At 66.5% G+C, this 26,911-nt stretch carries 26 protein-coding genes and 1 pseudogene; 13 read left to right on the forward strand and 14 right to left on the reverse strand.

Annotated features, from left to right (window positions below; translation table 11 throughout):
- Nucleotides 1-21: 21 nt before the first annotated feature.
- Complete coding sequence (locus ACZY08_RS20015; RefSeq protein ID WP_463746358.1) at nucleotides 22-852, reverse strand: class I SAM-dependent methyltransferase; 831 nt, start codon at nucleotides 850-852, stop codon at nucleotides 22-24.
- A 31-nt stretch (nucleotides 853-883) separates the two neighbouring features.
- Here ACZY08_RS20015 and ACZY08_RS20020 point away from each other — a divergent pair, with 31 nt between their 5' ends.
- Together ACZY08_RS20020 and ACZY08_RS20025 are read left to right on the forward strand one after the other, a co-directional pair.
- Nucleotides 884-1,327, forward strand: a complete 444-nt coding sequence (locus tag ACZY08_RS20020) for a PPOX class F420-dependent oxidoreductase (protein ID WP_463746359.1) — start codon at nucleotides 884-886, stop codon at nucleotides 1,325-1,327.
- Nucleotides 1,328-1,369: 42 nt separating this feature from the next.
- Nucleotides 1,370-1,540 carry a DUF5302 domain-containing protein gene (locus ACZY08_RS20025; protein WP_463746360.1) on the forward strand — a complete coding sequence of 57 codons (171 nt, stop codon included), beginning with the start codon at nucleotides 1,370-1,372 and terminating at the stop codon, nucleotides 1,538-1,540.
- 30 nt (nucleotides 1,541-1,570) lie between these two features.
- Here ACZY08_RS20025 and ACZY08_RS20030 read toward each other — a convergent pair whose 3' ends face one another.
- From ACZY08_RS20030 to ACZY08_RS20065, 8 genes and pseudogenes are all read right to left on the reverse strand, one after another.
- Entirely contained in the window at nucleotides 1,571-2,914 is a 1,344-nt protein-coding gene (locus tag ACZY08_RS20030; RefSeq protein WP_463746361.1) for an acyltransferase family protein, read from the reverse strand.
- Between the two features lie 131 nt (nucleotides 2,915-3,045).
- Nucleotides 3,046-4,689, reverse strand: a complete 1,644-nt coding sequence (locus ACZY08_RS20035) for a solute symporter family protein (RefSeq protein WP_463746362.1) — start codon at nucleotides 4,687-4,689, stop codon at nucleotides 3,046-3,048.
- Nucleotides 4,686-5,030, reverse strand: coding sequence for a DUF485 domain-containing protein (locus tag ACZY08_RS20040; protein ID WP_463746363.1), 345 nt, complete (start codon nucleotides 5,028-5,030; stop codon nucleotides 4,686-4,688). Before ACZY08_RS20040 ends, ACZY08_RS20035 begins: the two co-directional genes overlap by 4 nt.
- A 144-nt stretch (nucleotides 5,031-5,174) precedes the next feature.
- Nucleotides 5,175-6,889 (reverse strand): annotated as a pseudogene (locus ACZY08_RS20045) (sodium/solute symporter).
- Entirely contained in the window at nucleotides 6,886-7,197 is a 312-nt protein-coding gene (locus tag ACZY08_RS20050; protein WP_463746573.1) for a hypothetical protein, read from the reverse strand. Before ACZY08_RS20050 ends, ACZY08_RS20045 begins: the two are co-directional and overlap by 4 nt.
- A 121-nt stretch (nucleotides 7,198-7,318) precedes the next feature.
- Nucleotides 7,319-8,116, reverse strand: a complete 798-nt coding sequence (locus ACZY08_RS20055; protein ID WP_463746364.1) for a LytR/AlgR family response regulator transcription factor — start codon at nucleotides 8,114-8,116, stop codon at nucleotides 7,319-7,321.
- A complete protein-coding gene (locus ACZY08_RS20060) occupies nucleotides 8,113-9,312 on the reverse strand; it encodes a sensor histidine kinase (protein WP_463746365.1) in 1,200 nt (399 codons plus the stop codon). The genes ACZY08_RS20055 and ACZY08_RS20060 overlap by 4 nt, the downstream gene beginning before the upstream one ends.
- 22 nt (nucleotides 9,313-9,334) lie before the next feature.
- The gene (locus tag ACZY08_RS20065; RefSeq protein ID WP_463746366.1) at nucleotides 9,335-9,631 is read right to left on the reverse strand and encodes a DUF732 domain-containing protein; all 297 of its coding nucleotides are present in this window, start codon (nucleotides 9,629-9,631) and stop codon (nucleotides 9,335-9,337) included.
- Between the two features lie 98 nt (nucleotides 9,632-9,729).
- On the opposite strand from ACZY08_RS20065, the gene ACZY08_RS20070 reads away from it, so the two are divergent.
- Both ACZY08_RS20070 and ACZY08_RS20075 read left to right on the forward strand, forming a co-directional pair.
- Complete coding sequence (locus ACZY08_RS20070; RefSeq protein ID WP_463746367.1) at nucleotides 9,730-10,317, forward strand: HhH-GPD-type base excision DNA repair protein; 588 nt, start codon at nucleotides 9,730-9,732, stop codon at nucleotides 10,315-10,317.
- A 105-nt stretch (nucleotides 10,318-10,422) separates the two neighbouring features.
- Nucleotides 10,423-10,572, forward strand: coding sequence for a DUF1059 domain-containing protein (locus tag ACZY08_RS20075; protein ID WP_003882209.1), 150 nt, complete (start codon nucleotides 10,423-10,425; stop codon nucleotides 10,570-10,572).
- 109 nt (nucleotides 10,573-10,681) lie between these two features.
- On the opposite strand, the gene ACZY08_RS20080 is transcribed toward ACZY08_RS20075, so the two are convergent.
- Both ACZY08_RS20080 and ACZY08_RS20085 read right to left on the reverse strand, forming a co-directional pair.
- Nucleotides 10,682-11,665, reverse strand: coding sequence for an Rv1157c family protein (locus tag ACZY08_RS20080; RefSeq protein WP_463746368.1), 984 nt, complete (start codon nucleotides 11,663-11,665; stop codon nucleotides 10,682-10,684).
- Nucleotides 11,666-11,718: 53 nt separating this feature from the next.
- Entirely contained in the window at nucleotides 11,719-12,375 is a 657-nt protein-coding gene (locus tag ACZY08_RS20085) for a hypothetical protein (RefSeq protein ID WP_463746369.1), read from the reverse strand.
- Between the two features lie 225 nt (nucleotides 12,376-12,600).
- Between ACZY08_RS20085 and ACZY08_RS20090 the strand changes: the two genes are divergently transcribed.
- Nucleotides 12,601-13,809 carry a mannosyltransferase gene (locus tag ACZY08_RS20090; protein WP_463746370.1) on the forward strand — a complete coding sequence of 403 codons (1,209 nt, stop codon included), beginning with the start codon at nucleotides 12,601-12,603 and terminating at the stop codon, nucleotides 13,807-13,809.
- Here ACZY08_RS20090 and ACZY08_RS20095 read toward each other — a convergent pair.
- A complete protein-coding gene (locus tag ACZY08_RS20095; protein WP_441957819.1) occupies nucleotides 13,778-14,071 on the reverse strand; it encodes a 4a-hydroxytetrahydrobiopterin dehydratase in 294 nt (97 codons plus the stop codon). The genes ACZY08_RS20090 and ACZY08_RS20095 overlap by 32 nt on opposite strands.
- A 27-nt stretch (nucleotides 14,072-14,098) precedes the next feature.
- Here ACZY08_RS20095 and ACZY08_RS20100 point away from each other — a divergent pair, with 27 nt between their 5' ends.
- From ACZY08_RS20100 to ACZY08_RS20130, 7 genes are all read left to right on the forward strand, one after another.
- Complete coding sequence (locus tag ACZY08_RS20100; protein ID WP_463746371.1) at nucleotides 14,099-14,497, forward strand: (deoxy)nucleoside triphosphate pyrophosphohydrolase; 399 nt, start codon at nucleotides 14,099-14,101, stop codon at nucleotides 14,495-14,497.
- A 115-nt stretch (nucleotides 14,498-14,612) separates the two neighbouring features.
- Nucleotides 14,613-15,791, forward strand: coding sequence for a nitrate/nitrite transporter (locus ACZY08_RS20105; RefSeq protein ID WP_463746574.1), 1,179 nt, complete (start codon nucleotides 14,613-14,615; stop codon nucleotides 15,789-15,791).
- Nucleotides 15,791-19,477: a nitrate reductase subunit alpha gene (locus ACZY08_RS20110; RefSeq protein ID WP_463746372.1), complete on the forward strand. Its 3,687-nt coding sequence runs from the start codon at nucleotides 15,791-15,793 to the stop codon at nucleotides 19,475-19,477. Before ACZY08_RS20105 ends, ACZY08_RS20110 begins: the two co-directional genes overlap by 1 nt.
- Nucleotides 19,474-21,123, forward strand: coding sequence for a nitrate reductase subunit beta (gene narH, locus ACZY08_RS20115; RefSeq protein ID WP_463746373.1), 1,650 nt, complete (start codon nucleotides 19,474-19,476; stop codon nucleotides 21,121-21,123). Before ACZY08_RS20110 ends, narH begins: the two co-directional genes overlap by 4 nt.
- 32 nt (nucleotides 21,124-21,155) lie before the next feature.
- The gene (gene narJ, locus ACZY08_RS20120; protein ID WP_463746575.1) at nucleotides 21,156-21,761 is read left to right on the forward strand and encodes a nitrate reductase molybdenum cofactor assembly chaperone; all 606 of its coding nucleotides are present in this window, start codon (nucleotides 21,156-21,158) and stop codon (nucleotides 21,759-21,761) included.
- Nucleotides 21,762-21,774: 13 nt separating this feature from the next.
- The gene (narI, locus tag ACZY08_RS20125) at nucleotides 21,775-22,500 is read left to right on the forward strand and encodes a respiratory nitrate reductase subunit gamma (RefSeq protein WP_463746374.1); all 726 of its coding nucleotides are present in this window, start codon (nucleotides 21,775-21,777) and stop codon (nucleotides 22,498-22,500) included.
- A 121-nt stretch (nucleotides 22,501-22,621) separates the two neighbouring features.
- A complete protein-coding gene (locus ACZY08_RS20130; RefSeq protein ID WP_463746375.1) occupies nucleotides 22,622-23,059 on the forward strand; it encodes a pyridoxamine 5'-phosphate oxidase family protein in 438 nt (145 codons plus the stop codon).
- On the opposite strand, the gene ACZY08_RS20135 is transcribed toward ACZY08_RS20130, so the two are convergent.
- Nucleotides 23,056-23,322, reverse strand: a complete 267-nt coding sequence (locus ACZY08_RS20135; RefSeq protein WP_463746376.1) for a hypothetical protein — start codon at nucleotides 23,320-23,322, stop codon at nucleotides 23,056-23,058. The genes ACZY08_RS20130 and ACZY08_RS20135 overlap by 4 nt on opposite strands.
- 287 nt (nucleotides 23,323-23,609) lie before the next feature.
- On the opposite strand from ACZY08_RS20135, the gene typA reads away from it, so the two are divergent.
- The gene (typA, locus tag ACZY08_RS20140; protein WP_463746377.1) at nucleotides 23,610-25,511 is read left to right on the forward strand and encodes a translational GTPase TypA; all 1,902 of its coding nucleotides are present in this window, start codon (nucleotides 23,610-23,612) and stop codon (nucleotides 25,509-25,511) included.
- Nucleotides 25,512-25,593: 82 nt separating this feature from the next.
- Here typA and ACZY08_RS20145 read toward each other — a convergent pair whose 3' ends face one another.
- Entirely contained in the window at nucleotides 25,594-26,838 is a 1,245-nt protein-coding gene (locus ACZY08_RS20145) for a hypothetical protein (RefSeq protein ID WP_463746378.1), read from the reverse strand.
- Nucleotides 26,839-26,911: the final 73 nt, after the last annotated feature.

Below are 26,911 nucleotides of genomic sequence, written 5' to 3' on the forward strand. Positions count from 1 at the left end.
TCTCTTTCTCGACGCTGCGGGTCAGAAGTCCAGCACCGTGATGGAAGGTCGGATGCGGTGGATCACGCCGATCCGGTCCAGCCACGGCTCGGCGGCCAGCTTGAACAGGCCGCGGCCGGCCTGCAGGGGTACGTCACGGGCAGATCTCACCCCGGCGATGGCTCCCGGTCCCGTCCCCGCCATCGCCAGGCCCTCGTCGGCGGTCAGCGCGAACGGCATGGGCGGCGCGATGTAGCGGTTGGACAGGCGCAGACCCTTCAGGGTGCGCCTGCTCACCCAATGCGGAAGCGAGTCGAACATCATCCGCCCGCCGGGAAACCGTGCCGCGCAGTCGGCGATCAGGGTGCGCACGTCAGCGGGTTCCAGGTACATCAGCAGGCCCTCAGCGGTGATGAACACGCCGTCGCGTGTGTCGACCCGGTCCATCCAAGTGCGGTCGAGCGCCGACGAGGCCAGGGACACGATGCGGTCATCATGGGGCAACAGTTTGTCGCGGATCGCGATGACGGGCGGTAGATCGACTGAATACCAGGTCAATTCGTCTGCCAGCCCGGCCTGATCGAGGCGCCAGAAACTGGTCTGCAAGCCCTCGGCAAGTGCTACCACCGCGGCCTTCGGGTGCGTCGACAGGTAGTCGCGGGTCTCGATGTCGAATGCGCGGGCCCGTAGGGCATGGGCCTGGGTGGGCCTGCCGAACTTGCGGTAGTCGTAGTCGATCGAGTCGCGCAGGGCCACCGCCCACGGGTCGCGGATCACGCCGTCGGACCGTCTGGCTTCGAGTCCGCGGTTGCTCAGGGTCCACAACGAGGTCGCCGAGACACCGTCGAGGGTGTTGCCGTCAATCAGGCTCATCGAACCGATGGTAAAGACGTAGGCTCGTCACATGGGGCGCCAGGTTTTCGACGACAAGCTTTTGGCCTTGATCGGCGGCAACTCGATGGGAGTTCTCGCGACGATCAAACAGGACGGTCGTCCGCAGCTGTCGAATGTCTCCTACTACTTCGACCCGCGGGCAGTGCAGATCCAGGTGTCCATCACCGAGCCCCGGGCCAAGACCCGGAACCTGCGACGTGATCCGCGGGCTTCCATCCACGTCAGCTCCGACGACGGCTGGTCGTATGCGGTAGCCGAGGGTGATGCGATTCTCACGCCGCCTGCCGCGGCGCCCGACGACGAGACGGTCGAGGGGCTTATTGCCTTGTACCGCAACATCGCCGGAGAGCATCCGGACTGGGACGATTACCGGCGTGCCATGGTCGAGGATCGCCGGGTGTTGTTGACCCTGCCGATCACCCACGTATACGGGATGCCGCCGGGCCGCCGGTAATACGCGTGACTATGGCATCGGAGTGGGGCTACGCTGCGGCGTATGGCTGACGACACTCCCGAAGACGACAACAAGCGCAAATTCCGGGAGGCGCTGGAACGTAAGAAGGCGCAGTCGGCGGGAGGTGCATCGCACGCGGACGGCGGACGTAAGCAACCGCGGGCCCACGGCCCGGTGGAGAACCGGCGCGAATTCCGTCGTAAGAGCGGCTAGACCAAGGCTCATCTGCGCGGCGGATCGCACTCAGTATTGAGCAGTGATTCGCCGCGCGGACGCCAACCAGCGAGCTGCGACGAGTGCCGCCACCATGACGGCCACGCAGTACACGCCCTGATCCTTCAGACCCCACGCGACCGAGGTCAGTGTGGCCGCCCCGGCCAGGCACAGCAGCCAGCCCACCGCGGCGCTGCGGATCCCGGTGCCGCTCACCGTGCCGCCGTCCCAGAGCGGCAGCGGTGAGTTCTCCAGCGGTCGCAGCGCGACGAACGCCACCGCGACCAGGACGGCCATGATCGCCAACTGCAGCACCGACAGGGCCAGGAATCCGGGCGCGGACGGGTCGTAGCGGTCCAGGCCCAGGTAGTCGAACACCAGGTGCAGGCCCAGCAGGAGCGGCATGTGCCACAGGTACAGGGTCATCGCACCGGAGTTGCCGATCGCGGTGAGCCACCACACCCGCGGCCGCTGCGCCCACCGGTTGATGGCAGGGGCTGCGGCAATCGCGAACGCGCACATCATGATTGCGTGACCGGCCAGCAGCAGTGACGGCGGCGTCATGTTCTTCAGGTGCTGGGTCTCGATGCCGACCAGGCTCAGCTCGTAGGGTCCGAAGTACAGCAGTCCCAGGTTGACGGCGAGCATGCCGACGCCGATCTTGAGCGCGGCGGCGCTCGACAGCAGGTGGCGACGGTAGGCGACACCGAACACGCCGGGGATCAACCACACCACGGTGTTGAGGTAGCCCAGCGAGGCGTAGCCGTCCATATTGATCCGGATTACGTCGATCGCGGCGATGAATGCGTAAGTCCCGATGACCGCGCCGGCCATCTGCGCGGTCGTGGTGATGCGGGCCAGCAGCGGCACCGCCGCCAACACCAGGACATAGGCGCCCAGGAACCACAGCAGCTGGATGGAGATGCCGGCGATGGGTTCATAGACATGCTCCGGCAGGACGAACCGCAGCACGGCCAGGGTGACGGTCCAGAAGGCGAGGTAGTAGAACACCGGGCGGTACAGCCGGGTGCAGCGTCGCAGCAGCCACCCGCCCCAGGACGAGCCCGGCTGCCAGGGCTGCACCGACGCGGCCACGCCGGCGAAGAAGAACAACGGCATGATCTGGAACACCCAGGTCAGCGCCTGAAAGACGACAGATGCGGTGAGCAGGTTGCTCCAGATGAACACGTCGTCGCGGATCGTGCTCGTCGCCATCACGGTGTGGCCGAACACCACACCGACCAGCGAGACGATCCGGATGACATCGATGGCCCGGTCCCGCTCAACGGGGGTCCGGGCCTCGACCTCGGCGGGGGACGGGAACAGCCCCTTCGCGGGGGCTTTCTCGGCAGCTGGGTCAGCAGCAACGGTCATGGCAGAAACGCTATGGCCCAGCAGCCGCGTAGTCCCTAGGTAGAACCACTCAACTTCCGCCGAAACAGCATTCCGGCAGGCTGCTACTCGCAGTTCCTCTGCCGGAATGCCGTTTCGGCGGAGTAGTAGAGCTAGTGGCTGACCGCCCTCTCGGCGCCCACTCCCGTCAGTGATCGGACCTCCATCTCGGCGTTGAGCTCCGGGTCGCCGGTGTCCGAGGATGTGAGTGTGCCGATGATGCCGAGCGCGAAGGCCAGTGGGATGGACACGATGCCCGGGTTGGCCAGGGGGAAGAAATCGAAGTCCGCTCCCGGGATCATCGCGGTCTTGCTGCCCGATACGGCGGGGGAGAACACGATCAGCACGATGGTCGAAATCAGCCCGCCGTACATGCTCCACAGGGCGCCGCGGGTGTTGAACCGCTTCCAGTAGAGCGAGTACACAATCGTCGGCAGGTTGGCCGCAGCTGCCACCGCGAAGGCCAACGCCACCAGGAACGCCACGTTCTGACCGTTGGCCAGGATGCCCAGGCCGATCGCGAACACGCCCAGGACGACCGCGGTGATCCGTGAGACCCGCACCTGCTCGTCCTCGGTCGCTGGGCTTTTTCCGTGGCGGTTGCGCAAGACCGAGGCGTACACGTCGTGCGCGAACGAGGCCGACGCCGTGATGGTCAGGCCGGCCACCACCGCGAGGATGGTCGCGAACGCCACCGCGGAAATGACCCCGAGCAGGATCACCCCGCCGAGTTCGAACGCCAGCAGCGGGGCCGCGGAGTTCACGCCGCCGGCCGCTCCGAGGATCCGGTCCGGGCCGACCAGGGCGGCTGCGCCATACCCGAGCACCAAGGTGAACAGATAGAAGGCGCCGATCAGCGCGATCGCCCAAACCACCGACCGCCGCGCCTCTTTCGCGGTCGGCACGGTGTAGAAGCGCATCAGCACATGCGGCAGGCCCGCGGTGCCGAGCACCAGCGCCAGCGCCAGTGAGATGAAGTTGATCTGCGAAGTGAGCGATCCGCCGTACTGCGCGCCCGGTGCCAGCACGTCGCGGCTCGAGACGCCCTTGGTGGTGGCCTCGGAGATGGCCGATTGCGCCGAGCCGAGGATCTCGGAGAAGTTCAGCCCGAACTTGCTCAGCACCATCACGGTCATCAGCGCCGCGCCGGCGATCAGTAATACGGCTTTGATGATCTGCACCCAGGTGGTGCCCTTCATGCCGCCGACCAGGACGTAGACGATCATCAGGATGCCGACGACGGCGATCACGATCGATTGGCCGGCCCGGCTGTTGACGTCGAGCAGCAGGGCGACCAGGCCGCCGGCCCCGGCCATCTGAGCCAGCAGGTAGAACAGCGACACCGTCAGCGTCGAGATGGCCGCGGCCAGGCGAACCGGCCGCTGCTTGAGCCGGAAGCTCAGCACGTCGGCCATGGTGAATTTGCCGGTGTTGCGCAGCAATTCGGCCACCAGCAGCAGGGCTACCAACCAGGCCACCAGGAAGCCGATGGAGTAGAGGAAGCCGTCGTAGCCGTAGACCGCGATGGCGCCGGCGATACCCAGGAAGCTGGCCGCCGACAGGTAATCACCGGCGATGGCGATGCCATTCTGGGGGCCGGAGAAGCCGCGGCCGCCCGTGAAGAACTCGTCGGCGGTGGCGTTGCGCTTGCTGGCCTTGATCACCACGATCATCGTGACGACGACGAAGAGGCTGAAGATGCCGATGTTGGCGGCAGGGTTGCCGACGGTCTCTGCGGCGAGTGTCGTGATGGTCATCGGGTGCCTTCCAGCTCTTCGCGGATGGCGGTGGCGCGCGGGTCGAGTTCCCGGTTCGCGAAGCGCACATACAGTCCGGTGATCAGGAATGTGGTGAGGAACTGGCCCAGCCCGATCAGCAGGCCGACATTGACGTTGCCGAACACCCGGATGGCCATGAAGTCGTGGGCGAACGCACCCAGCGCGACGTAGAGGGCGTACCAGATCAGGAAGAACGCGGTCATCGGAAAGACGAAGCGGCGCAAGCGGGTACGCAGTTCCTGGAATTCAGGACTTGCCTGCATGGCGAGGAACTGCTCCCCGGTGGGGGCAACCCTCTCGGGAAGGTCTGTTTCGGTCACCCGAGGACTCCTGACAGTTGACTGTGGGATAGCGGAGAACCTAATTGAGAGCTGGGTCACATGCGACGGGTATCGCGGTCGATACGCCGAATTCGGTGGACGCTGCGCTGAACGGTCGGTCGGGGAGGCTGAGCGGCAGGCCGATCAGCCCGCGGGCACCCGTTCGACGCCCAAGCCGAGGCGCTCCGGCACGTGCATGCGCGCGAAGATCTGCGCGACGCCGGGGGTAGGCCGGGTGAACAGGCTGACGACGATCATCGTGAGGAACGCGACCGGCACGCTGACCGCCGCCGGGTAGCCCACCATCACCGCGGGCCATCCGCCGAGCACTCCGTCGTCGATTCCGCCGCTGATCGCCACGAGCACCGCGCCGCCGCACACACACCCGCCCACCACGAGCCCGCAGGCCGCGCCGATCGCCGTCAGGCCGCGCCACCAGATCCCGAGCACCAGCAACGGGCACAGCGTGGACGCCGCGACGGCGAAGGCCAATCCGACACTGCGGGACAACTCGAGCCCGGACACCATCAGTGACAACGGAATCGGGATCAGCCCGCCGACCACCGCGGCGATCCGGAAATCGCGCACCCGGCCGCGCAGCACATCGGTGGCCAGGGCGCCGGCGATGCTGATCAGCAGGCCCGAGGAGGTGGCCAGGAAGGCCGCGATCGCCCCGGCGGCCACGAGTGCCGCCAGTAGTTGGCCGCCGATCCCGCCGACGGCGGCGCCCGGCGCCAAAAGGACTGCAGCGTCGGCAGTTCCGGTGATGAGCAGCTGCGGTACGTACAACCGGGGATCGGGAAGAAGTAGAACACCGACAGCAATGCCACCACCGCGAGCGCGGTGCGCCGGGCGGCCCGACCGTCGGGGTTGGTGTAGAAGCGGACCAGCACATGCGGCAGGCCCATCGTGCCCAGGAACGTCGCGACGATGATCGACAACACCTGGTAGAGCGGATGTCCGCCGCCCAGGCCTCCGCCCGAGGCGATCCACTCACTGCCGGTGCCCGGGGTGCCGGCCACGACGGGCGTGGCGGCGCCGGCCTCCAGCGTCAGCGTGGTGCCCGCACCGAGGGTGTGTTGTCCGGGCGCGTTGATCCTGGCGGACTCGACGTGGCGGCCGTCCAGATCGCCGGACACGGTGATGCCGGCCGGTTCGACCACCTGGACCATGACGGCGGTGTCGATCTGCACGGTGGTCTGCTGTTGCACGGTGGGTGGCAGCGGACCGCCCAATTCGCCGCGGTCACCGATGAACAACCCGAGGAGCGCCAGGGCCGGGACTGCGATGGCGGTCAGCTTGAGCCAGTACTGGAATGCCTGCACGAACGTGATCGACCGCATGCCGCCGGCCACCACATTGGTGATGACGATCGCGGCGACCAGCAGCGGACCGATCCAGACCGGAACGCCCAGAAGCGTTTTCAGTGCGAGCCCGGCTCCCTGATACTGGGGGGCCAGATAGAACAGGCAGATCACCACGACAACGAGCATGGCCACCTTGCGCAGGCGGGCCGAGCCGAGCCGGAACTCGGCGAAGTCGGGCACGGTATAGGCACCCGAACGCCGTAGCGGTGCGGCCACGAACAACAGCACGCCCAGATAGCCCGCGGTGAAACCGACCGGGTACCACAGAGCGTCGGCGCCGTACTTCGCGATCAGCCCGGCCACCCCGAGAAATGAGGCAGCGGACAGGTATTCGCCGGAGATCGCGGCGGCATTCCACTGCGGGCCGACGCTGCGCGAGGCCACCAGGAAGTCGGAGGTGGTGCGCGACAAGCGGACGCCGTAGGAGCCGATGGCGATGGTGGCCACGACCGAGGCCAACAGGGCGGCGGCAGTCAGCGGTGCGCCGCTCATGGTTCGCTGTCGACGACCCGGACGAAATCCCGCTCGCCTTGCTCGGCCAGCCGCACGTACAGCCGTCCCACGCCGTACAACAGCGGGTAGAGCAGCCCGGCCAGGATCAGCCAGTTGAGCCGGATCCCGAACACAGTGAGCGCGGCGAGATCCGGTACGGCGGCATTGAGCAGTACGAGTGCGACCACGACCGTGATCACCACGGCGGTCAGCCGCAATGCGAGGCCCAACTGGGTGCGCACCAGGCCGCGTACCAGTGCGTCGCCCACCTGTGTCTGTTCGGCCACCTCGATACGGGTGCGGACCATCCGGGTGCCGCGGCGGTGGGCCAGCACCACCCGCTGGCGTTCGGCGGCGGGCCGCCCAGAGGGCCCGGCGGCGGGCCGCCCAGAGGGCCCGGCGGCAGGCCGCCCGGCGGGCCCAGGACGCTCACTCATCGTTGCCCGCCGGTTTGAGGGAACGCATCGGATCGCGGACCAGCCGGTCACGCAGTTCACGGGCCTGCCGCCGGCTCACCGGAAGTTCCACGGCGGGAGAAGTTCCGTTGGCGCGCAACCGCACCAGTACCGCGCCGTCGGCCGTACGCAGCCCGGTGACCTCCCGCAGTGATACCAGGTACGACCGATGGATGCGCTGGAACCCGTGGTCGCGCCAGCGGGTCTCCAAGGTGCTCAACGGGATTCGCACCAGGTGGGCGCCGGTGGCCGAATGCAGCCGCGCGTAGTCACCCTCGGCTTCGACCCAGCCGATACTGTCGCGGGGCACCAGGTGGGTGATGCCGCCCAGTTCGGCGGGGACCACATTCCAATCCTGGTCCTCGGGCTGGTCCGCCGTGGCCCGGGCGGGCGGCGCGGCGGGAACCCCGGCGGCAACGCGGCGCACGGCCTCGTCCAAGCGGTTCTGCCGGATCGGTTTGAGCAGATAGTCGACGGCGCCCACATCGAAGGCCGCCACCGCCTTGTCCTCGTGGGCCGTCACGAACACCACGGCGGGCCGGTTCGTGTAATTGGCCAGCACACCGGCCAATTCGATGCCGGACAGACCGGGCATGTTGATGTCGAGGAACACCGCGTCGATCGTGTGCTGATTGAGTTCGCGCAGTGCCGAGGTGGCGTCGGACGCAGTGTGCACCGCGCCGATGTCGGGGTGCCGGCCCAGCAGATAGGCGAGCTCGTCGAGGGCGGGTGCCTCGTCGTCGACGGCGAGCACGGTCAGGTGGGAGCTCACCCCAACGCACCTCCGCCGGCTCGGACCCCTGAGCGGAACTTCGGCACGCGCATCACCACTTTGGTGCCCGCACCGACCGCTGTCTCGACCACAAGACCGTAATCGTTGCCGAATGCCGCGCGCAGCCGATGGTCCACATTCGTCAGCCCGACATGGGCGGATTCACCGGTGCGGTCGGCCAGTGCGTCACCTGGGCCGGCGCGCAGCGTGTCGGGATCCATGCCTGCGCCGTCGTCTTCGACGGTGATGACGCATTCGGTGCCCGCATCGCGGGCGACGATCTCCACCGATCCGCCGCCGTTGCCGGCCAGCCCGTGCCGGACGGCGTTTTCCACCAGGGGTTGCAGCGCCAGGAACGGCACCACGACATTGAGCACCTCGGGGGCCACCTGCAGCCGTACCTTCAGATTGGTGCCGAACCGGGCCCGCTCCAAGGTCAGATAGCGGTCGATGTTGCGCAGCTCGTCGGCCAGCGTCGTGTACTGCCCGGCCGCGCGGAACGAGTAGCGGGTGAAATCGGCGAACTCCAGGATCAGTTCGCGGGCCCGGTCCGGATCGGTGCGGACGAACGAGGCAATCGTGTTGAGCGCGTTGTAGATGAAGTGCGGGCTGATCTGTGCGCGTAGTGCCAGCACCTCGGCCCGATCCAGACGGGCACGCGACGCGTCGAGCTCGGCCAGCTCGATCTGGCTGGCGGCGTAGCGGGCCACCTCGCCGACCGCGCCGAGCATGCCCGGCCCTGGGCTGGCCGGGGCCAGCACCACCAGGGCGCCGAGTACCTCGCCGCCCTCGGTCAGCAGCGGCTGTGCCACGACAGCTGTCGACCGTTCGGTGTGCAGTACCCGGCGACCAGCACTGATCGATTCCCGTGCGGTGTCGGCACAGGCCTCGACGGTCCCGGACTGCCAGATGGCCGGGTCCTCGTGGTCACGGGCCAGCAGTGCCGCATCGTCGTCGAACAGGGCAAGCCCCGGGGTGCCGGTCAGCTCGCGCAGATAGGGCGCCGCGGTGTGAGCGGATTCGGTGTCCAGGCCCTGCCGCAACGCACGGGCGGCCTGCGCCGCGGTGTGCAGTGCGGCATGGACGGCGCGTTCGGTGGGGGTGGCCACCACCCGTCGGGTGCGCACCACGACCACGGCGGCGACCGCCGCCAAGATCAGCGCCAGGGCCAGCGCGACTGCAACCTCGCCGGACATCGTGCGGCCAACTCTAAACCGCCTATTGAACGGGGCAAGCGTACTTTCTGGCCACGTCGTACACCCGCTGCTCCGAACCGGGGCCGAAAACGCCTTGCGCGGCCAGCTCCAAACCGATGTATCCCGGTACGCCGCCCATACATGCCTGGTGAGCGACGCGCCACGCGGTATCGGGATTCAGGTGGAATCCGTTGCGCTCCAGGCCCTGCATGTAGTCATCGAATGCCGGGGTGCCCTGGTCGGGGATGGCGTTGGCCGTGGCGGCCAGCGCAATCGCGGTCACGAAGGCTGCGAAAAGAGGCGCAATCACACGTCTCATGTCCAACTCCTATGGGCATATCCACCGGTTAACGCGTACACATTCGCACACTCCACCGACACAAACGTCAAAAACGTGTCTAGTCCTAGACTGGCGACGTGGGAAAGCTGCAGCTAGTCCAAGACCCGGAGGCCGACGCCCTGCTGGAGTCCAACCCGTTCGCGCTCCTGGTCGGGATGTTGTTGGATCAGCAGATTCCGATGGAGACCGCGTTCGCCGGGCCCAAGAAGATCGCGGACCGTCTCGGTGACGTCGACGCCCGGGAAATCGCCGACTACAACCCGGACAAATTCATCGCGCTGGTATCGCAAACCCCTGCCATCCACCGGTTTCCGGGGTCGATGGGCAAGCGGGTGCAGGACCTCGCGCGGGCCATCGTCGACGAGTACGACGGTGACGTGACGGCGCTGTGGACCGGGGGCGACCCCGACGGCAAAGAGGTGCTGCGCCGGCTCAAGCGGCTGCCCGGGTTCGGTGACCAGAAGGCCCGGATCTTCTTGGCGCTGTTGGGCAAGCAGTACGGCGTGACGCCGACGGGCTGGAGGGAGGCCGCGGGGGACTACGGCACTGCCGGCAGCTTCATGTCGGTGGCCGACGTGGTCGACCCCGGGTCGTTGCAGAAGGTGCGCACGCACAAGAAGCAGATGAAGGCTGCCGCGAAGGAAGCCAAGGCCGCCAAAGGCTGAGGTTCAGGACGGCGACCGTGCACGCAGATCGCGTGTCGGCGCGGAATCGGGATCTGTACGCACAGTCGGCGGATACCGGTGGGCGACATATGCGATGGTGAAGATATGGCGAAGACACATCTGAACTGCCCGTGCGGCGAAGCGATCAGCGGTACCGACGAAGACGACCTGGTCGAGAAGGCTCAGGCGCATCTGGCCCAGCAGCACCCCGGGCGCGAGTACGACCGGGAAATGATCCTCTTCATGGCTTACTGATCGACGGCCTACGCAGGCCCCCAGACTTAAGACAGCCCACACAAAATTCCCGGTCGCCAGCCATGAGGCAAGCGACCGGGAATTTCGTTTCCCCATTCATATGGTGTGGTCAGGGCACCACCGTGGATCCGATGGTGGGCATGAACTGGCACTGCTTCTCGGTGGTCGTGACCTGTCCGAAGACCGTGGTCATGATGCTGCCGGAGCCCGTGTCGGCGATCGCGGTCAGCGTGGTCGGTCCTTCGGGGTTGAGGTCCGGGCGAGGCTGAAGTGTCACGCTGCCGGACTTGCCGGTCGTCAGGTTCACCCACGTGGCGTTCAGCGGCAACTTCTGCTCGGCGGCCGGGCCCGGGGTGCCGATTGCGGTGAACACGTACGCGGTCTGGCCGGGTTTCGGGCCGGGCAGCGGGATCGTGGCCGGGCCGGCAACCGAGATCGCCGTCGCCAGAACGTTTCCGCCGTCCTTGAGGCAACCGTTGCTGATCGACGGGTACATGAAGTCCTGCGTCGTCGGCGTGTCAGGCCCGAAGCCCGGAGGCGGTGGCGTCGGCGCCGGGGCAGGCACCGCTTCGGGGGCGGGGATCGTGGCTGCCGCCGGAACAGCCGCGGGCGCGGGTGCCGCTTCGGGCGCCGGTGCCGCAGCCGCCGCCGGAGCGGGTGCCGGGGCAGGTGCGGCTTCGGGAGCCGGAGCCGGCAGTGCCTCAGGGGCCGGCCCGGCCGCGTGGGCCGGGTCGACACCCATCGGCAGGTGAGCGTCGCCGCCGGCGCCCAGAGCAGGAACATGCTCGGGTGCGGCGACGGGTTGTGCCGCGAAATGGTTGACCGCTGTCGCGACGTTGCGGGATTCAGCCGATTCCGATTTGTTGGCAGAGAACGCCTGCGCGGCCGCCATCAGCAGCTGCACGGCGCCCCCGGGATCGGCTGCGGCCTGCTGGATGATCGGGCTCAGGTTCTCCATAGCCGGCAGCCCGGGCGCCTGCACCGCGTCGATCGGCAGCGGTGCCGGATCGGCGTTCGCTACGGCGCTGCTGAACAGCAACAGGGTGGTGGACCCGACTGCAGCGGCGGTGCCGAACATCGTTTTCAGAGACATACGCGGTGTCATGGCGTTCCCAATCGTTTCGGGCGGTCAGACCGGTTCGGGTATCAGGGCAGGCCAGCGGTGAACAGCGGAGCCAGCGCCGCGACCTCGGGGTTGAGGGCAGCGGGAGCGGCAGCTGCCGGAGCCGCAACAGCCGGAGCTGCCGCCGCTGCCGGGGTCAATGGGGCCGCGGCGGCGGGCAGGGCAGTCTGTGCCGCAACCGGAGCCAGCGAGGCCAGATCACCCGGGATGTTCACCTTCTGGGGCAGCGGGAAGGGCATCCCGGGCACCTGTGGGATGGTCAGCTCGGCCGACGGGATCAGCGAGGCCGGGCCCGAGACAGGTGCGGTCGCGGCCGGAACCGCCGGTGCGGCAGCCGGTGCGGTGGGCAAGCCCGGCATCAGAGATCCCAGGGGGGCATTGGCTGCTGCCGGCGAGACGGCCGTGGGTGCCTGCGGCAGCGTCACCGAGGCGGTGGCTCCCGGTGCCGGCGCCGGTGCGGCGGCAGGAGTGCCGCTCAACGCGGAGCTCACACCCTGCAGCAGTTGCGGCGCGGCGGCCGGCACGCCGGCGAGTTGATTGACGATCGGCAGGTTCGGCGCGGGGACCGGGGCCGGGGCCACCGGTTCGGCGTTCGCTGCGGCGCTGAGGGCCAACGCGACCGGGACTGCGCCGGCGGCCGCGATCATGCTGGTGGAAACTGCTTTCCAGGTGAAGATCATGGTTCTCCCAATCGGTTGCTTGACGTCTGAAGGCGAACCTACGGCGTTACTGATGGGACTCAAGTGACACGTGTGGCGGTTATTCAACCGTTACTGCACCGGCTGAATTCGTTATCTCGCAGTGCCTTGGCCGTGACGCGCCGGGCCCGGGAGCCTCGCGCTGAGCGGGCACCACGCCGGCGTGACAAACCGCCGAGGGGACAGATCGGGCGGGTCGCTAAAGTCGTGTCCGTTAACACCGAACCGGCCACCCACGTCTCAGCAACCGCGCGGCTCTACCGTCTTGCGCCCGCGTTGCTGGTCCTCAGCATTGCGGCGCGCCTGGCGTGGACGTATCTCGTTCCCAACGGCGCCAACTTCGTCGACCTGCACGTCTACGTCGGCGGCGCCGCCACCCTGGACGGCCCCGGCGCGCTCTATGACTACGTCTACGCCGACCAGACACCGGATTTCCCACTGCCTTTCACCTATCCGCCGTTCGCCGCGGTGGTGTTCTACCCACTGCATCTGCTGCCCTTCGGGCTGGTCGCGTTCTGCTGGCAACTCGGCATCATCGCCGCGCTGTACGGCGTGGTGCGGGTCAGTCAGCTGTTGCTGGGCGGCCCGGCGCCCCGGCGTGTCGCGATGTTGTGGACGGCCGTCGGCATCTGGACCGAGCCGCTGCGCAGCACCTTCGACTACGGGCAGGTCAACGTCGTCCTGGTGTTGGCGGTGCTGTATGCCGTCTACAGCAACCGCTGGTGGCTGTCGGGCTTGCTGGTCGGCGTGGCGGCCGGGGTGAAGCTCACGCCCGCTGTGTCGGGGCTCTACTTCCTCGGCGCACGGCGCTGGGGCACCGCGGCCTTCTCGGCCGTGGTGTTCTTCGGCACGGTGGCGGTGTCGGCGTTGGTGATCGGGGACCAGGCGCGCCGGTACTTCACCGAACTGCTCGGTGACGCGAGTCGGATCGGTCCCATCGGAACGTCCTTCAACCAATCCTGGCGCGGCGGAATCTCCCGGATCCTCGGCCACGACGCGGGATACGGTCCGGCCGTGCTGCTCGGCATCGCCGTCACCGCAGTCCTTGCGGTGCTGGCCTGGCGGGCCATCGGTGGCAGCACCGACAGGCTGGGTGCGATCGTGATCGTGAGCCTGTTCGGGTTGCTGCTTTCACCGATTTCGTGGACGCACCACTGGGTCTGGCTGATACCGCTGATGATCTGGTTGCTGCACGGACCGCTGGCCGACCGGGTCGGAGCGCAGATCCTGGGCTGGGGCTGGCTGGCGCTGACACTGGTCGGTGTGCCGTGGCTGCTCAGCTTCGCGCAGCCGACGATCTGGGAAATCGGCCGGCCCTGGTACCTGGCCTGGGCCGGGCTGGTCTACATCGTCGCGACGCTGGCGACGCTGGCCTGGATCGCGCTCAGCCAGGCTGGTCGGACAGAATCCGATTGATCTCCTTGGCCATCTGAACGTCCTTTTCGGTGATCCCGCCGGCGGAATGCGTCACCAAGGCGAAAGTGACGGTGCGCCAGCGGATGTCGATGTCCGGATGGTGGTCTTTCTCCTCGGCGAATTCAGCCACGCGGCGTACCGCGTCGATACCGTCGAGGAACGTCGGGAATTTGGTGGATCTGCGCAGGGCGCCCGCCGCGCGTTCCCAGCCCGGCAGATCGGGCAGTGCGGCGTCGACCTGATCGTTCGATAACACGGCCATATGCCCGACGGTATACCGTCAGGCGCGATGGAAGAACAGATCGTCGTAGCCGGTGCCCTGTTCTCGGAATCCGGACTGTTGGTCGCCCAACGGCAACGGCCGCCGGAGCTTGCCGGCCTGTGGGAACTGCCCGGAGGCAAGGTGGCCTCCGGCGAGAGTGACGCCGACGCCTTGGCGCGCGAGCTCCGGGAGGAGCTGGGCGTCGAGGTGAGTGTCGGTGCGCGTCTGGGTGCGGACGTGGCATTGCAGTCCGGTATGACGCTGCGCGCCTACCGGGCAACGCTGACCGCCGGCAGCCCGCAACCGCACGATCACCGCGCGCTGCGCTGGGTCACCACCGACGAACTCGACGCTCTGCCATGGGTACCCGCCGACCGGGCCTGGCTGGCGGATCTGGCGGCCGTGCTCGGCCCGAAACGCGATTGAACAACACCGATGTTGTAGATAACGTTTCAGTGAAACCAACGCGCGCGTCGTAGGTGAATGTTTCGCTAGACGGGTGACCACGGCAAGCACGCCGTACCTGGGCCAAGGGCAGAGCATGAATCTGTTGCTGGCCACCTGGGTCTCGGCCATCAATTTCTGGGCCTGGAACATGATCGGGCCGCTGTCCACCACCTACGCCGGCGACATGAGGCTCAGCGCCACGCAAGCGTCGATGCTCGTCGCCACGCCGATACTGGTGGGATCGCTCGGCCGCGTAGCGGTCGGAGCGATGACCGATCGGTACGGCGGCCGCACCATGTTCCTCGCGGTGACGCTGGCCTCGATCGTGCCGGTACTGGCAGTCGGTGCGGCGGGCGAGGCCAGGTCTTACCCGATGTTGTTGGTGTGCGGGTTTTTCCTGGGTGTTGCCGGAACCATATTCGCCGTCGGAATTCCGTTCGCCAACAACTGGTACGCGCCGTCGCGGCGCGGCTATGCGACCGGCGTGTTCGGCATGGGAATGGTGGGTACGGCGCTGTCGGCGTTCTTCACGCCGAGATTTGTGCGGTGGTTCGGATTGTTCCCAACCCACCTCATCATCGCGGTGGCCCTGGCGCTGACCGCGGTGTTGTGCCTTGTGGCGATGCGCAATTCGCCGGCCTTTCAGCCGAATACCGACCCGGTGCTGCCGAAACTCAAGTCGGCGCTGAAACTTCCCGTGACATGGGAGATGTCGTTCCTGTACGCGGTGGTCTTCGGTGGATTCGTGGCGTTCAGCAACTACCTGCCGACCTACATCAAGAACGTCTACGAGTTCTCCTCCGTCGAAGCGGGCTCCCGTACCGCGGGATTTGCGTTGGCCGCGGTGCTGGCCCGGCCGATCGGCGGTGCGCTCTCGGACCGGATACCCCCCAAATTCGTGGTGCTCACCTCCTTCGCCGGGACCGCGGTACTCGCCTTCGTCGCGGTGTTCCAACCGCCCCCTGACGTGTGGTCGGCGGCGACATTCATCGGTTTGGCGATCTTCCTGGGCATCGGCACCGGTGGCGTCTTCGCCTGGGTGGCTCGCCGGTCACCGGCCAAGGAGGTTGGCTCGGTCACCGGAATCGTAGCTGCCGCAGGTGGTTTGGGTGGATACTTCCCGCCGTTGGTGATGGGTGCGACATACGATTCGGTCGACCACGACTACACGGCTGGTCTGCTGCTGCTCGTGGCAACGGCACTGGTTGCGTTGGGCTACACCGCACTCCGATTGCATGCCCACGAACCTGAGCCGGCCAAGGAGGCCAATTGATGAGCAAGCCTCACGTCGGCGGATCGATCGAAGAACTGCTCGAGCGCAGTGGCCGCTTCTTCACTCCCGGTGAGTTCTCCGGCGACCTGCGGACAGTCACCCGCAAGGGGGGCCGTCAGGGCGACGTGTTCTACCGCGACCGGTGGAGCCACGACAAGGTGGTCCGCTCTACGCACGGGGTGAACTGCACCGGATCGTGTTCCTGGAAGATCTATGTCAAGGACGGGATCATCACCTGGGAAACTCAGGAGACCGACTACCCCTCGGTCGGGCCCGATCGCCCTGAGTACGAGCCCCGCGGTTGCCCGCGCGGCGCGGCGTTCTCCTGGTACACCTATTCGCCGACGCGGGTGCGGTACCCGTACGCCCGAGGCGTGCTGGTCGACATGTACCGGGAAGCCAAGGGCCGTCTGAAGGATCCCGTGTTGGCGTGGGCCGACATCCAGGGTGATCCCGTGCGCCGCAAGCGATATCACCAGGCCCGCGGCAAAGGTGGTCTGGTCCGGGTGACCTGGTCCGAGGCCACCGAGATGATCGCCGCCGCCCATGTGCACACGATCAAGACCTACGGGCCGGACCGGGTTGCCGGGTTCTCGCCCATCCCGGCGATGTCGATGGTGTCGTTCGCGGCGGGGTCCCGGTTCGTGGAGCTCATCGGTGGGGTGATGACGTCGTTCTACGACTGGTATGCCGATCTGCCGGTGGCCTCCCCGCAGGTGTTCGGCGATCAGACCGATGTACCGGAGTCCGGGGACTGGTGGGACGCATCGTATTTGATGATGTGGGGATCCAACGTCCCGGTGACGCGCACACCCGACGCGCACTGGATGGCCGAGGTCCGTTACCGGGGTACGAAAGTGGTCACGGTGAGCCCGGATTACGCCGACAACACCAAGTTCGCCGATGAGTGGATGCCGTGCGCGGCGGGCACCGACGGTGCGATGGCGATGGCGATGGGTCACGTCATCCTCGACGAATGCTTTGTGCAGAACCGTGTTCCGTTCTTCGTGGACTACGTGCGCCAGTTCACCGATCTGCCGTTTCTGGTAAAGCTCGAAGAGCGCGACGGTGTGCTGGTCCCCGGGAAGAACCTCACCGCAGCTGATCTCGGCGGGGTTATAGCCGAGCAGGAGAATGCGGCGTTCAAGCCGGTGCTGCTCGACGGGGTCAGCAACAGCGTCGCGGTGCCGCAGGGCTCGCTCGGATTTCGCTTCGGCAAGGACGGCATCGGCAAGTGGAACCTCGACCTCGAAAACCTGACGCCGGCAATGACGGTGTTGGGGGACATCTTCGAGACCGCCGAGATCACGCTGCCGCGTTTCGACACGGTCGACGGAACCGGCGCCACCCTGAAGCGGGGCGTGCCCGTGCGACGGGTCGGCGAGCACCTGGTTTGCACGGTGTTCGACCTGATGCTGGCCCAGTACGGCGTGCACCGTCCCGGTCTCCCCGGCGACTGGCCCACCGGTTACGACGACGCCACCCGGCCCTACACCCCGGCGTGGCAGGAGCAGATCACCGGGGTATCCGCGGGGCAGGTCATCCGGGTGGCACGCGAATTCGCCCGCAATGCCGAGGAATCCGGCGGCCGGTCGATGATCATCATGGGTGCCGGTATCTGCCAGTGGTTCCACGGCGACGCCACCTACCGGGCGGTGCTGGCGCTGCTACTGCTCACCGGTTCGATGGGCCGCAACGGCGGCGGCTGGGCACACTACGTGGGGCAGGAGAAATGCCGCCCGGTGACCGGTTGGGCCGCGATGGCGATGGGCACCGACTGGTCGCGTCCGCCGCGGCAGATGGCGGGCACGTCCTACTGGTACGCCCACACCGACCAGTGGCGTTACGACGGCTACCGGGCCGACGCCCTGTCCAGTCCTGTCGGGCGGGGTCGGTTCCGCGACAAGCACACGATGGACGTGCTGACCTCGGCAGTGGCGATGGGGTGGACGCCCTTCTTCCCGCAGTTCGACCGGTCGAGCCTGGATGTGGTGGACGAGGCCAAAGCCGCCGGACAGGAAGTCCCCGATTACGTGGCCGAGCAATTGGCAAGTGGCGGGCTGAAACTCGCGGTCACCGATCCGGACAATCCGGCCAACTGGCCCCGCGTGCTCAATGTCTGGCGGGCCAACCTGCTGGGCTCTTCCAGCAAGGGCAACGAGTACTTCCTGCGGCACCTGCTGGGCACTACCTCGAACGTGCAAGCCGAACCCACTGGTGAGGACTTGCGGCCCAACGACGTCGCCTGGACCGAGGAGATCCCGGAGGGCAAGCTCGACCTGCTGATGTCCATCGACTTCCGCATGACGTCGACGACACTGCTCTCGGATGTGGTGCTTCCCGCGGCGACCTGGTACGAGAAGGCCGACCTTTCCAGCACGGATATGCATCCGTACGTGCACGCGTTCAGCCCCGCTGTGGATCCCCCTTGGGAAACCCGGTCGGACTACGAGGCTTTCGGCGCGATCGCGCGGGCATTCAGTGCTCTGGCAGTCCGCCACCTGGGTACCCGCACCGATGTGGTGATGGGAACGTTGCAGCACGACACCCCCGGTGCGATGGCCTGTCCCGGTGGCACCGAGCATGATTGGCGGACGACCGGCGAGACGCCGGTGCCGGGTAAGACCATGGGTCCACTGGCGGTCGTGGAGCGTGACTACACGGCGATCGCCGAGAAGTGGTCCGCACTCGGCCCGCTGGTCGAGAGCCTGGGCCTGACCACCAAGGGCGTCACCACCCACCCCGAGCAGGAGGTGTCCGAGCTCGCCGCGAAGTTCGGTGTGATGGATTCCGGTGCGGCACAGGGCCGGCCCGCGATCACCACGGCGGAACGGATGGTCGACGTCATCCTCGCGCTGTCGGGCACCTCGAACGGCCGGCTTGCCGTGGAGGGCTTCAAGGAGTTGGAGAAGCGCACTGGGCGCAGGCTGGTGCACCTGGCCGAGGGAAGCGAGGAGCGCCGGATCACCTACGCCGACACCCAGGCCAGACCGGTTCCGGTGATCACCAGCCCGGAATGGTCCGGCAGTGAGACCGGCGGCCGTCGCTACGCGCCGTTCACGGTGAACATCGAGGAACTCAAACCCTTCCACACGCTCACCGGGCGAATGCACTTCTATGTCGATCACGACTGGTTGGAGGAACTCGGCGAGCAGCTGCCGATCTACCGGCCACCTCTGGACATGGCGAGATTGTTCGGCGAGTCGCAGCTGGGCCGTGACGGCATCGGCCTGACGGTGCGCTACCTGACCCCGCATTCCAAGTGGTCGATCCACTCGGAGTACCAGGACAACCTGTTCATGCTCTCGCTGTCCCGCGGTGGCCCCACCATGTGGATGAGCCCGCTCGATGCGGCGAAGATCGAAGTGAAAGACAACGATTGGATCGAGGCGGTGAACCGCAACGGGGTGCTGGTGTGCCGCGCCGTCGTCAGCCACCGCATGCCCGAAGGGGTGGTGTACGTCTATCACGCTCAGGAGCGGACCATCGACGTACCACTGAGCGAAACCACCGGAAACCGCGGCGGCATTCACAATTCGTTGACCCGGTTGTTGGTCAAGCCCAGTCATCTGGCCGGCGGGTATGCGCAGCACTCGTTTGCCTGGAACTATCTCGGCCCCACCGGAAATCAGCGGGATGAAGTGACGGTGGTTCGCCGCCGGTCACAGGAGGTGAAGTACCAGTGAAGGTCATGGCCCAGATGGCGATGGTGATGAACCTCGACAAGTGCATCGGGTGTCAGACCTGTTCGGTGACCTGCAAGCAAGCCTGGACCAACCGGGCCGGCACCGAGTACGTCTGGTTCAACAACGTCGAAACCCGTCCGGGGCAAGGCTATCCACGCACATATCAGGATCAGGAGAAGTGGCGCGGGGGGTGGAAGCTGGACCGCCGTGGCCGGCTGCGGCTACGCGACGGAGGCCGCCTGGCCAAGCTGGCCAGGATCTTCGCGAACCCGAAGTTGCCGTCGATCGACGACTACTACGAGCCGTGGACGTATGACTACGAGAACCTGACGTCGGCACCGCTGGGTGAACACTTTCCCACCGCTCCGCCGCGCAGCCTGATCACCGGAAAGCCGATGAAGGTGTCCTGGTCGGCGAACTGGGACGACGATCTGGCCGGCTCGCCGGAGATCGTCCCGGGCGACCCGGTCCTCAAGCAGGTCAGTGAGCAGATCAAGCTCGAACTCGAGCAGACCTTCATGTTCTATCTGCCCCGGATCTGCGAGCACTGCCTGAACCCGGCGTGTGTGGCGTCCTGCCCGTCGGGTGCGATGTACAAGCGGTCCGAGGACGGCATCGTGCTGGTCGACCAGGACAGGTGCCGTGGTTGGCGGATGTGCGTGTCCGGATGTCCTTACAAGAAGGTGTATTTCAACCACAAGACCGGCAAGGCCGAGAAGTGCACGATGTGCTACCCGCGCATCGAGGTGGGGTTGCCCACGGTGTGCTCGGAAACCTGCGTGGGCCGGTTGCGCTACCTCGGGCTGGTGCTCTACGACGTCGACCGGGTCCTCGAAGCGGCGTCGGTGCCCGACGACAAGGATCTCTACGAGGCGCAGCGGCAGATCCTGCTCGACCCGACCGACCCCGAGGTGATCGCCGGAGCCCGGGCCGAGGGCATCTCCGACGAGTGGATCGAGGCCGCACAGCGTTCACCGGTCTACAAGCTCATCCACACCTATGGTGTTGCGCTGCCGTTGCATCCGGAGTTCCGGACGGTGCCGATGGTGTGGTACATCCCGCCACTGTCGCCCGTGGTCGACGCCGTCAGCCGGGATGGGCACGACGGCGAGGATGTCGGCAATCTCTTCGGGGCGCTGGAAGCGTTGCGCATCCCGATCGAGTATCTGGCCGGGCTGTTCACGGCGGGCGACACCGCCGTCGTCGAAGGGGTGCTGCGCCGGCTGGCGGCCATGCGGTCCTACATGCGCGACATCAATCTCGGTCGTCAGACCCAACCGCACATCCCGGCCGCGGTCGGGATGACCGAGGAGCACATGTACGAGATGTACCGGCTGCTGGCGTTGGCGAAATACGAGGATCGTTACGTCATTCCGACCGCCTACAGCTCGGAGGCGATACCCGGCGCGGAGGAGCCCGGGTGCTCGCTGTCGTTCGAGGGCGGGCCGGGGATGTACGAGTCGGGTCCGTTCGGTGAGGCCAGCGGTGGTCCGGTCCCGGTGGCGGTGGAGACTTTCCACGCACTGCAACACCGGCAGACCAGCGGCGGCATGGCCGCCAATGCCGAACGGCCGTCGCGGGTCAACCTGCTCAACTGGGACGGCAGGGGAACACCGTCGGGCATGTTCCCGGGAGGTGATCAGTGATTAAGCGTCGCAACCGGACTCGCGACAACACGATGCACGACCGCCTGGTATGGCAGGCGGCGTCTCTGATGCTCGCCTACCCGGACGACGGCCATGCCGACAGGCTGCAGGCCGCAGCCCGCCTGCTGGATCACGTCACCGGTGAGCCCAGGGCGCTGCTCGGCGAAACCGTTGTCGGGCTGAGCCTTCGACCGGCCATGGAGCTACAGCAAGAGTACGTCGAGACCTTCGACCTGCAGAAGCGGTGCACCATGCTGCTGACCTACTGGACGTCGGGGGACACCCGAAACCGCGGCGCGGACATGGTCGAATTCACCCAGACCTACCGTGCCGCGGGGGTTGAGATACCGAAAGGTGAGGCGCCCGATCATCTTCCGGTGGTGCTGGAGTTCGCCGCCACGGTCGACCCCGATGCAGGCCGGCGGCTGCTCGCCAAGTACCGGGTACCGATCGGTGTGGTTGCGCGCGCACTGGCCGATCGGGGCTCGCCGTACTCGCCGGTTGTGGCTGCCGTCGCCGCGACTCTTCCGTCCCTGGTCTCGGTCGACGATGTGGCACAACTCATGATGGCCGGACCGCCAGCTGAATCCGTTGGACTGCAACCTTTTCAACTGACCGTGCCGCCGCGGAGGGCGTAAGGAGACCGCTGAGATGAACTGGGAGATCTTCTGGGACGTAGTGCCGTACGTGACTCTTGCGACTGTCGCCGTCGGCACCTGGTGGCGTTACCGCTACGACAAGTTCGGCTGGACGACGCGTTCATCGCAGCTCTATGAGTCCCGGATGCTGCGGATCGCCAGCCCGATGTTCCACTTCGGCATGCTGGTGGTGTTCATCGGGCACGTCGTCGGACTGGTGATTCCCGAATCGTGGATGAACCTGGTGATAAGCGAACACGCCTACCACCTTCAGGCCGTGGTCCTGGGCGGCCTCGCCGGTATCGCGACGTTGGTTGGCATCGTGTTGCTCATCTACCGGAGGCGGACCACCGGCCCGGTGTTCATGGCCACCACGATCAACGACAAGGCGATGTATGTGGTGTTGGTCGCGGCGATCGTCGCGGGATCAGCCTGCACCCTGATGGGGTCGACACCGGAGGGCGCCGAGCACGACTACCGCGAAACCGTTTCGCCGTGGTTCCGTTCGATCTGGATCTTCCAGCCCCGCGGGGACCTGATGGCCCAGGCGCCCGTGTACTTCCACATCCACGTGATGATCGCGCTGGTGCTGTTCTGCCTGTGGCCGTTCACCCGGCTGGTGCACGTGTTCAGTGCCCCGATCGGTTACCTGTTCCGGCCCTACGTCGTGTACCGCAGCCGCGATGTCGCCGAGCGCAGTGAGTTGGTCGGATCACGGCCGCAGCGTCGGGGTTGGTGAGTCTCCCGCCCGCGGGCGCCAGAAGTAGGGACCTTTGACCCTGCCCCGGCCTGGGACTCAAGGCGCACGATTGTTCGATCGAGCATGTGACCGCACTTGCGGTAGACGGAGGTTGATCGTCATGAAGGGATCTGAACTCGGCGTTCTCACCCGCAGACAGTGCCTGGATCTGCTGGAGGGTGTACGCGTCGGCAGGTTGGTGTTCACCGAGGACGCATTGCCGGCCGTGCAGCCCGTCAACTTCCGTGTGTGGCATGACGATGTGGTGATCCGGGTGGCCGGCGGGCCCAAGCTGATCGCCGCGACCGATCATCAGGTGGTGGCATTCGAAGCCGACGAGCTCGACGCCGATCTACGCACCGGCTGGAGCGTGACCATCGTCGGGCATGCCGAGCACATCACCGACGTGGACGAACAGGTGCAGGTCGCCGGGACGTTCGTCCAGCCGTGGGCGCAGGGGCGGCGCGATCACTTCGTGCGGATACGGTCCGAGAAGATCACCGGGCGTCAGCTCCGGAACCATGCGATGCCGCACTACGGTGCGGCGAGCGGCGGCTAGTACCGAAGCGGGTCGTTGACGACCCGCACGGCGTGGCCCGGGTGCTGCGTCGCGTACAGCGGGTGCATCAGCATCGGGTGGCGGCAGTGCGCGCAGGAAGTCTGCGGGCGGTTCGCCGACGCAAAAGTGAGGTGGTGGCATTCGCTGCATCGGACCATGTAGCAGGCGCCGATCCAGTTGGCCATGCCCACATAGATCGCGACCGTGGTCCCGAGCGCGAGCACCATGATCAAAGCGACCGTGAGCGCTTCATAAACCGTCATCACCGGCACCTCCAAGCCCGCCTATCGCAACGTGACGGATACCTGAAACGGTACTCGCGAAACCTAGGACTTCCTGGCGCGTTTGAAGACCTTGTCCAGTTCTTTACCGCGCAATCCGTTGTGCTCAGCCTTGCGCACCTTGTGCAGAACCAGTGGGCAGCGTTTGCAGCGCGGCTTGCTCTTGCAGCACTTTTTCTTGGGCTTCAGGCCGGCGATTTTTGCGGACTTCAACGTGACGGGGCTCTCTCGTTTTCGTGATCGACCGGCCAACCTGCGAGAATGACGGTGTGGATTCACGCCCGAACTTTCGCAATGTCGCCATCGTCGCCCACGTCGACCACGGCAAGACGACCCTAGTCGACGCGATGCTGCGGCAGTCGGGTGCCTTGACGCACCGCGGCGACGACGCGGTCGAACGCCTGATGGACTCCGGTGACCTGGAGAAGGAAAAGGGCATCACCATCCTGGCCAAGAACACCGCGGTGCACCGGCACCATGCCGACGGCACCATGACGGTGATCAACGTCATCGATACGCCTGGTCACGCCGATTTCGGTGGCGAGGTGGAGCGCGGCCTGTCCATGGTCGACGGCGTGGTTCTGCTGGTCGACGCGTCGGAGGGGCCGCTTCCTCAGACCCGGTTCGTGCTGCGCAAGGCGCTGGCCGCACACCTGCCCGTGCTCCTGGTGGTCAACAAGACCGACCGGCCCGACGCGCGCATCGCCGAGGTGGTCGAGGAAAGCCACGACCTGCTGCTCGACGTCGCCTCCGATCTTGACGACGAGGCCCAGGCCGCCGCGGAGAAGGCGCTGGACCTTCCCACGCTGTACGCGTCGGGACGCGCCGGCATCGCTTCGACGACGCAGCCCGCCAATGGCGAGAACCCCGATGGCGAGAATCTCGACCCGCTCTTCGATGTCCTGCTCGAGCACATTCCGCCGCCACAGGGCGATCCGGAGGCTCCGCTGCAGGCGCTCGTGACCAACCTCGACGCCTCGGCCTTCCTGGGCCGTCTCGCGCTGATCCGCATCTACAAGGGCCGGATCCGCAAGGGTCAGCAGGTCGCCTGGATGCGGGAGGTCGATGGCCATCCCGTCATCACCAACGCCAAGATCACCGAGTTGCTGGTCACCGAGGGCGTCGAACGCACGCCCACCGACGAGGCCGTCGCCGGCGACATTGTGGCCGTCGCAGGCATGCCGGAGATCATGATCGGCGACACCCTGGCCGATACCGATCACGCCCACGCGCTGCCACGCATCACCGTCGACGAGCCGGCGATCTCGGTCACCGTCGGGACGAACACCTCGCCGCTGGCCGGCAAGGTCTCCGGCCACAAGCTGACCGCCCGGATGGTGAAGAACCGCCTCGATGCAGAGCTGGTCGGCAATGTGTCGATCAAGGTCGTCGATATCGGTCGTCCCGACGCCTGGGAGGTGCAGGGCCGAGGCGAGCTGGCGCTGGCCGTGCTGGTCGAGCAGATGCGCCGCGAAGGATTCGAACTGACCGTCGGTAAGCCGCAGGTGGTCACCCGGAACATCGACGGCAAGCTGCACGAGCCGTTCGAGGCGATGACCATCGACTGCCCGGAGGAGTTCGTCGGCGCCATCACCCAGTTGATGGCCGCCCGCAAGGGCCGCATGGAAGAGATGACCAACCATGCCGCCGGGTGGGTGCGGATGGACTTCATCGTGCCCAGCCGCGGACTGATCGGATTCCGGACCGACTTCCTGACCCTGACGCGCGGCACCGGCATCGCCAACGCCGTGTTCGACGGTTACCGACCGTGGGCCGGCGAGATCCGGGCCCGCCACACCGGTTCGCTGGTGAGCGACCGGTCCGGTTCGATCACCCCGTTCGCGATGATCCAACTGGCCGACCGCGGACAGTTCTTCGTCGAGCCGGGCGAGGACACTTACGAGGGTCAGGTCGTCGGGATCAACCCGCGCGCCGAGGATCTCGATGTCAACGTCACCCGCGAGAAGAAGTTGACGAACATGCGGTCGTCGACCGCCGACGTCATGGAAACGCTTGCGCGCCCGCTGGATCTGGGCCTCGAGCAGGCCATGGAGTTCTGCGCCGAGGACGAATGCGTCGAGGTGACCCCTGAGGTCGTCCGGGTGCGCAAGGTGGAGCTGACGGCGTCGCTGCGGGCTCGCGCGAAGGCGCGGGCCAAGGCGCGCGGATAGGTTTCTGGGTTACCCGGCGACTAGGAGCCGTGGCGCGCCAGTAGCGACATCCCCCGCGATATCGCTACTGGCGCAACAGTTCTCAGGCCGCGTCGGTCTTGGAGTCGGACTTTTTGGCGGCGCCGTCGTTCGTAGTGGCTTTGCCCGGCGTCGGGCTGGCGTTGCCACCCTTTAAGCCGAACTTCTCCTTGAGCTGATTGACGCTCGTTCGGAGATCGGTGGTGTCGGGCTTGGTCGGTGTCGATGTGTCCGAGTCCCCGGACACCGTGGCTCCGGTCTGGTGCGTGCTGAAGTTGAGGCTCTCGCGAAGCTGACTCCGTGTCTTCACCAGGGGTGTCGTCTTCTCGACCGTGGGCTGCTTCTTGACCTCCACAGTCTCCTTCGTGACCGTCTCCGGCGCCGGCGGTGCCGTTTTGACGTCGAGGGTGACCAACGTCTTCGGAGCGGGAGGTTCGTTCACATTGCTGGTGACCAATGTGTTCTGCGGATTGTTCGGGTTCTCACTCGGGTCCACGCCAAGCGCTTCGCGGACGACTTCGCGGACGGAGTTCGTCGCCTTCCACAACACGTCGTTCCGGAAGTCCTGAATACCGTCGGCTCGGTTGGGCAACAACGCCTTCAAGCCGATCGGGATGGCCTGCTGGGTCGGGCCGGTGCCCATGAAGGAGTCGGCCACCCACAGTGGAGCGCTGATGTAACTGTCGAGCATGTTGTAGACGGCAACGTTGGGCGCTACGCCGCCGGCGATTTCCATGATGGCGTTGATTGGTCCCAGCGGGGCCAGCGCAAGGCCCTGGGCCAGTCGGAATCCGGAGTCGGCGATGCCTGCGGCGAAACCGGCGAGTGGGGTGAGAACGTCGAGGGGTGTGCTCGTGTCGGCGACGCCGAGGAGGTCGGCGATCGCTGATCGGAGCTGGTTGGTTGCCGCCCACAGCACGTCGTTGCGGAAGGCTTGAATATCGTTGGCGTGGTCGGGAAACAGTGCCGCCAGCCCCTTGCCGGTGAGGCTCGTCTGGTTGATGCCCAGGGCGGGGTCGATGACCCATAGCGGGGCGTCGATGACCTGGCGGATCGCGTTGTAGAAGGCCTGGGGATCGCCATCGGCGACGGCGAGGGCAGCGGCGATGGCGGCCAACGGTAGCCCAGCGACACCTTGGACGAGACGCACCCCGGACTCGGCGAAGCCCTCGAACGCAGCAATCGGATCCGGGCTCGCCAAGAGGCTGATGTCCGCAGCATGAGCGGCTCGCAGCGCTTCGGGGGCCTGCGCGGTGACCGGGCTGATGGTGATTGCGCCGGCCGCGAGTAGCGCTGTTGCTGCTGTCATCGATTGCTTCACACCGACGTGCATGGAGCCCTCCTCTGTTGGTTTTCGTCCCGTGGGCCAGAATTTACGTCAT

This window comes from Mycobacterium sp. IDUB_9 (genome assembly GCF_055419505.1).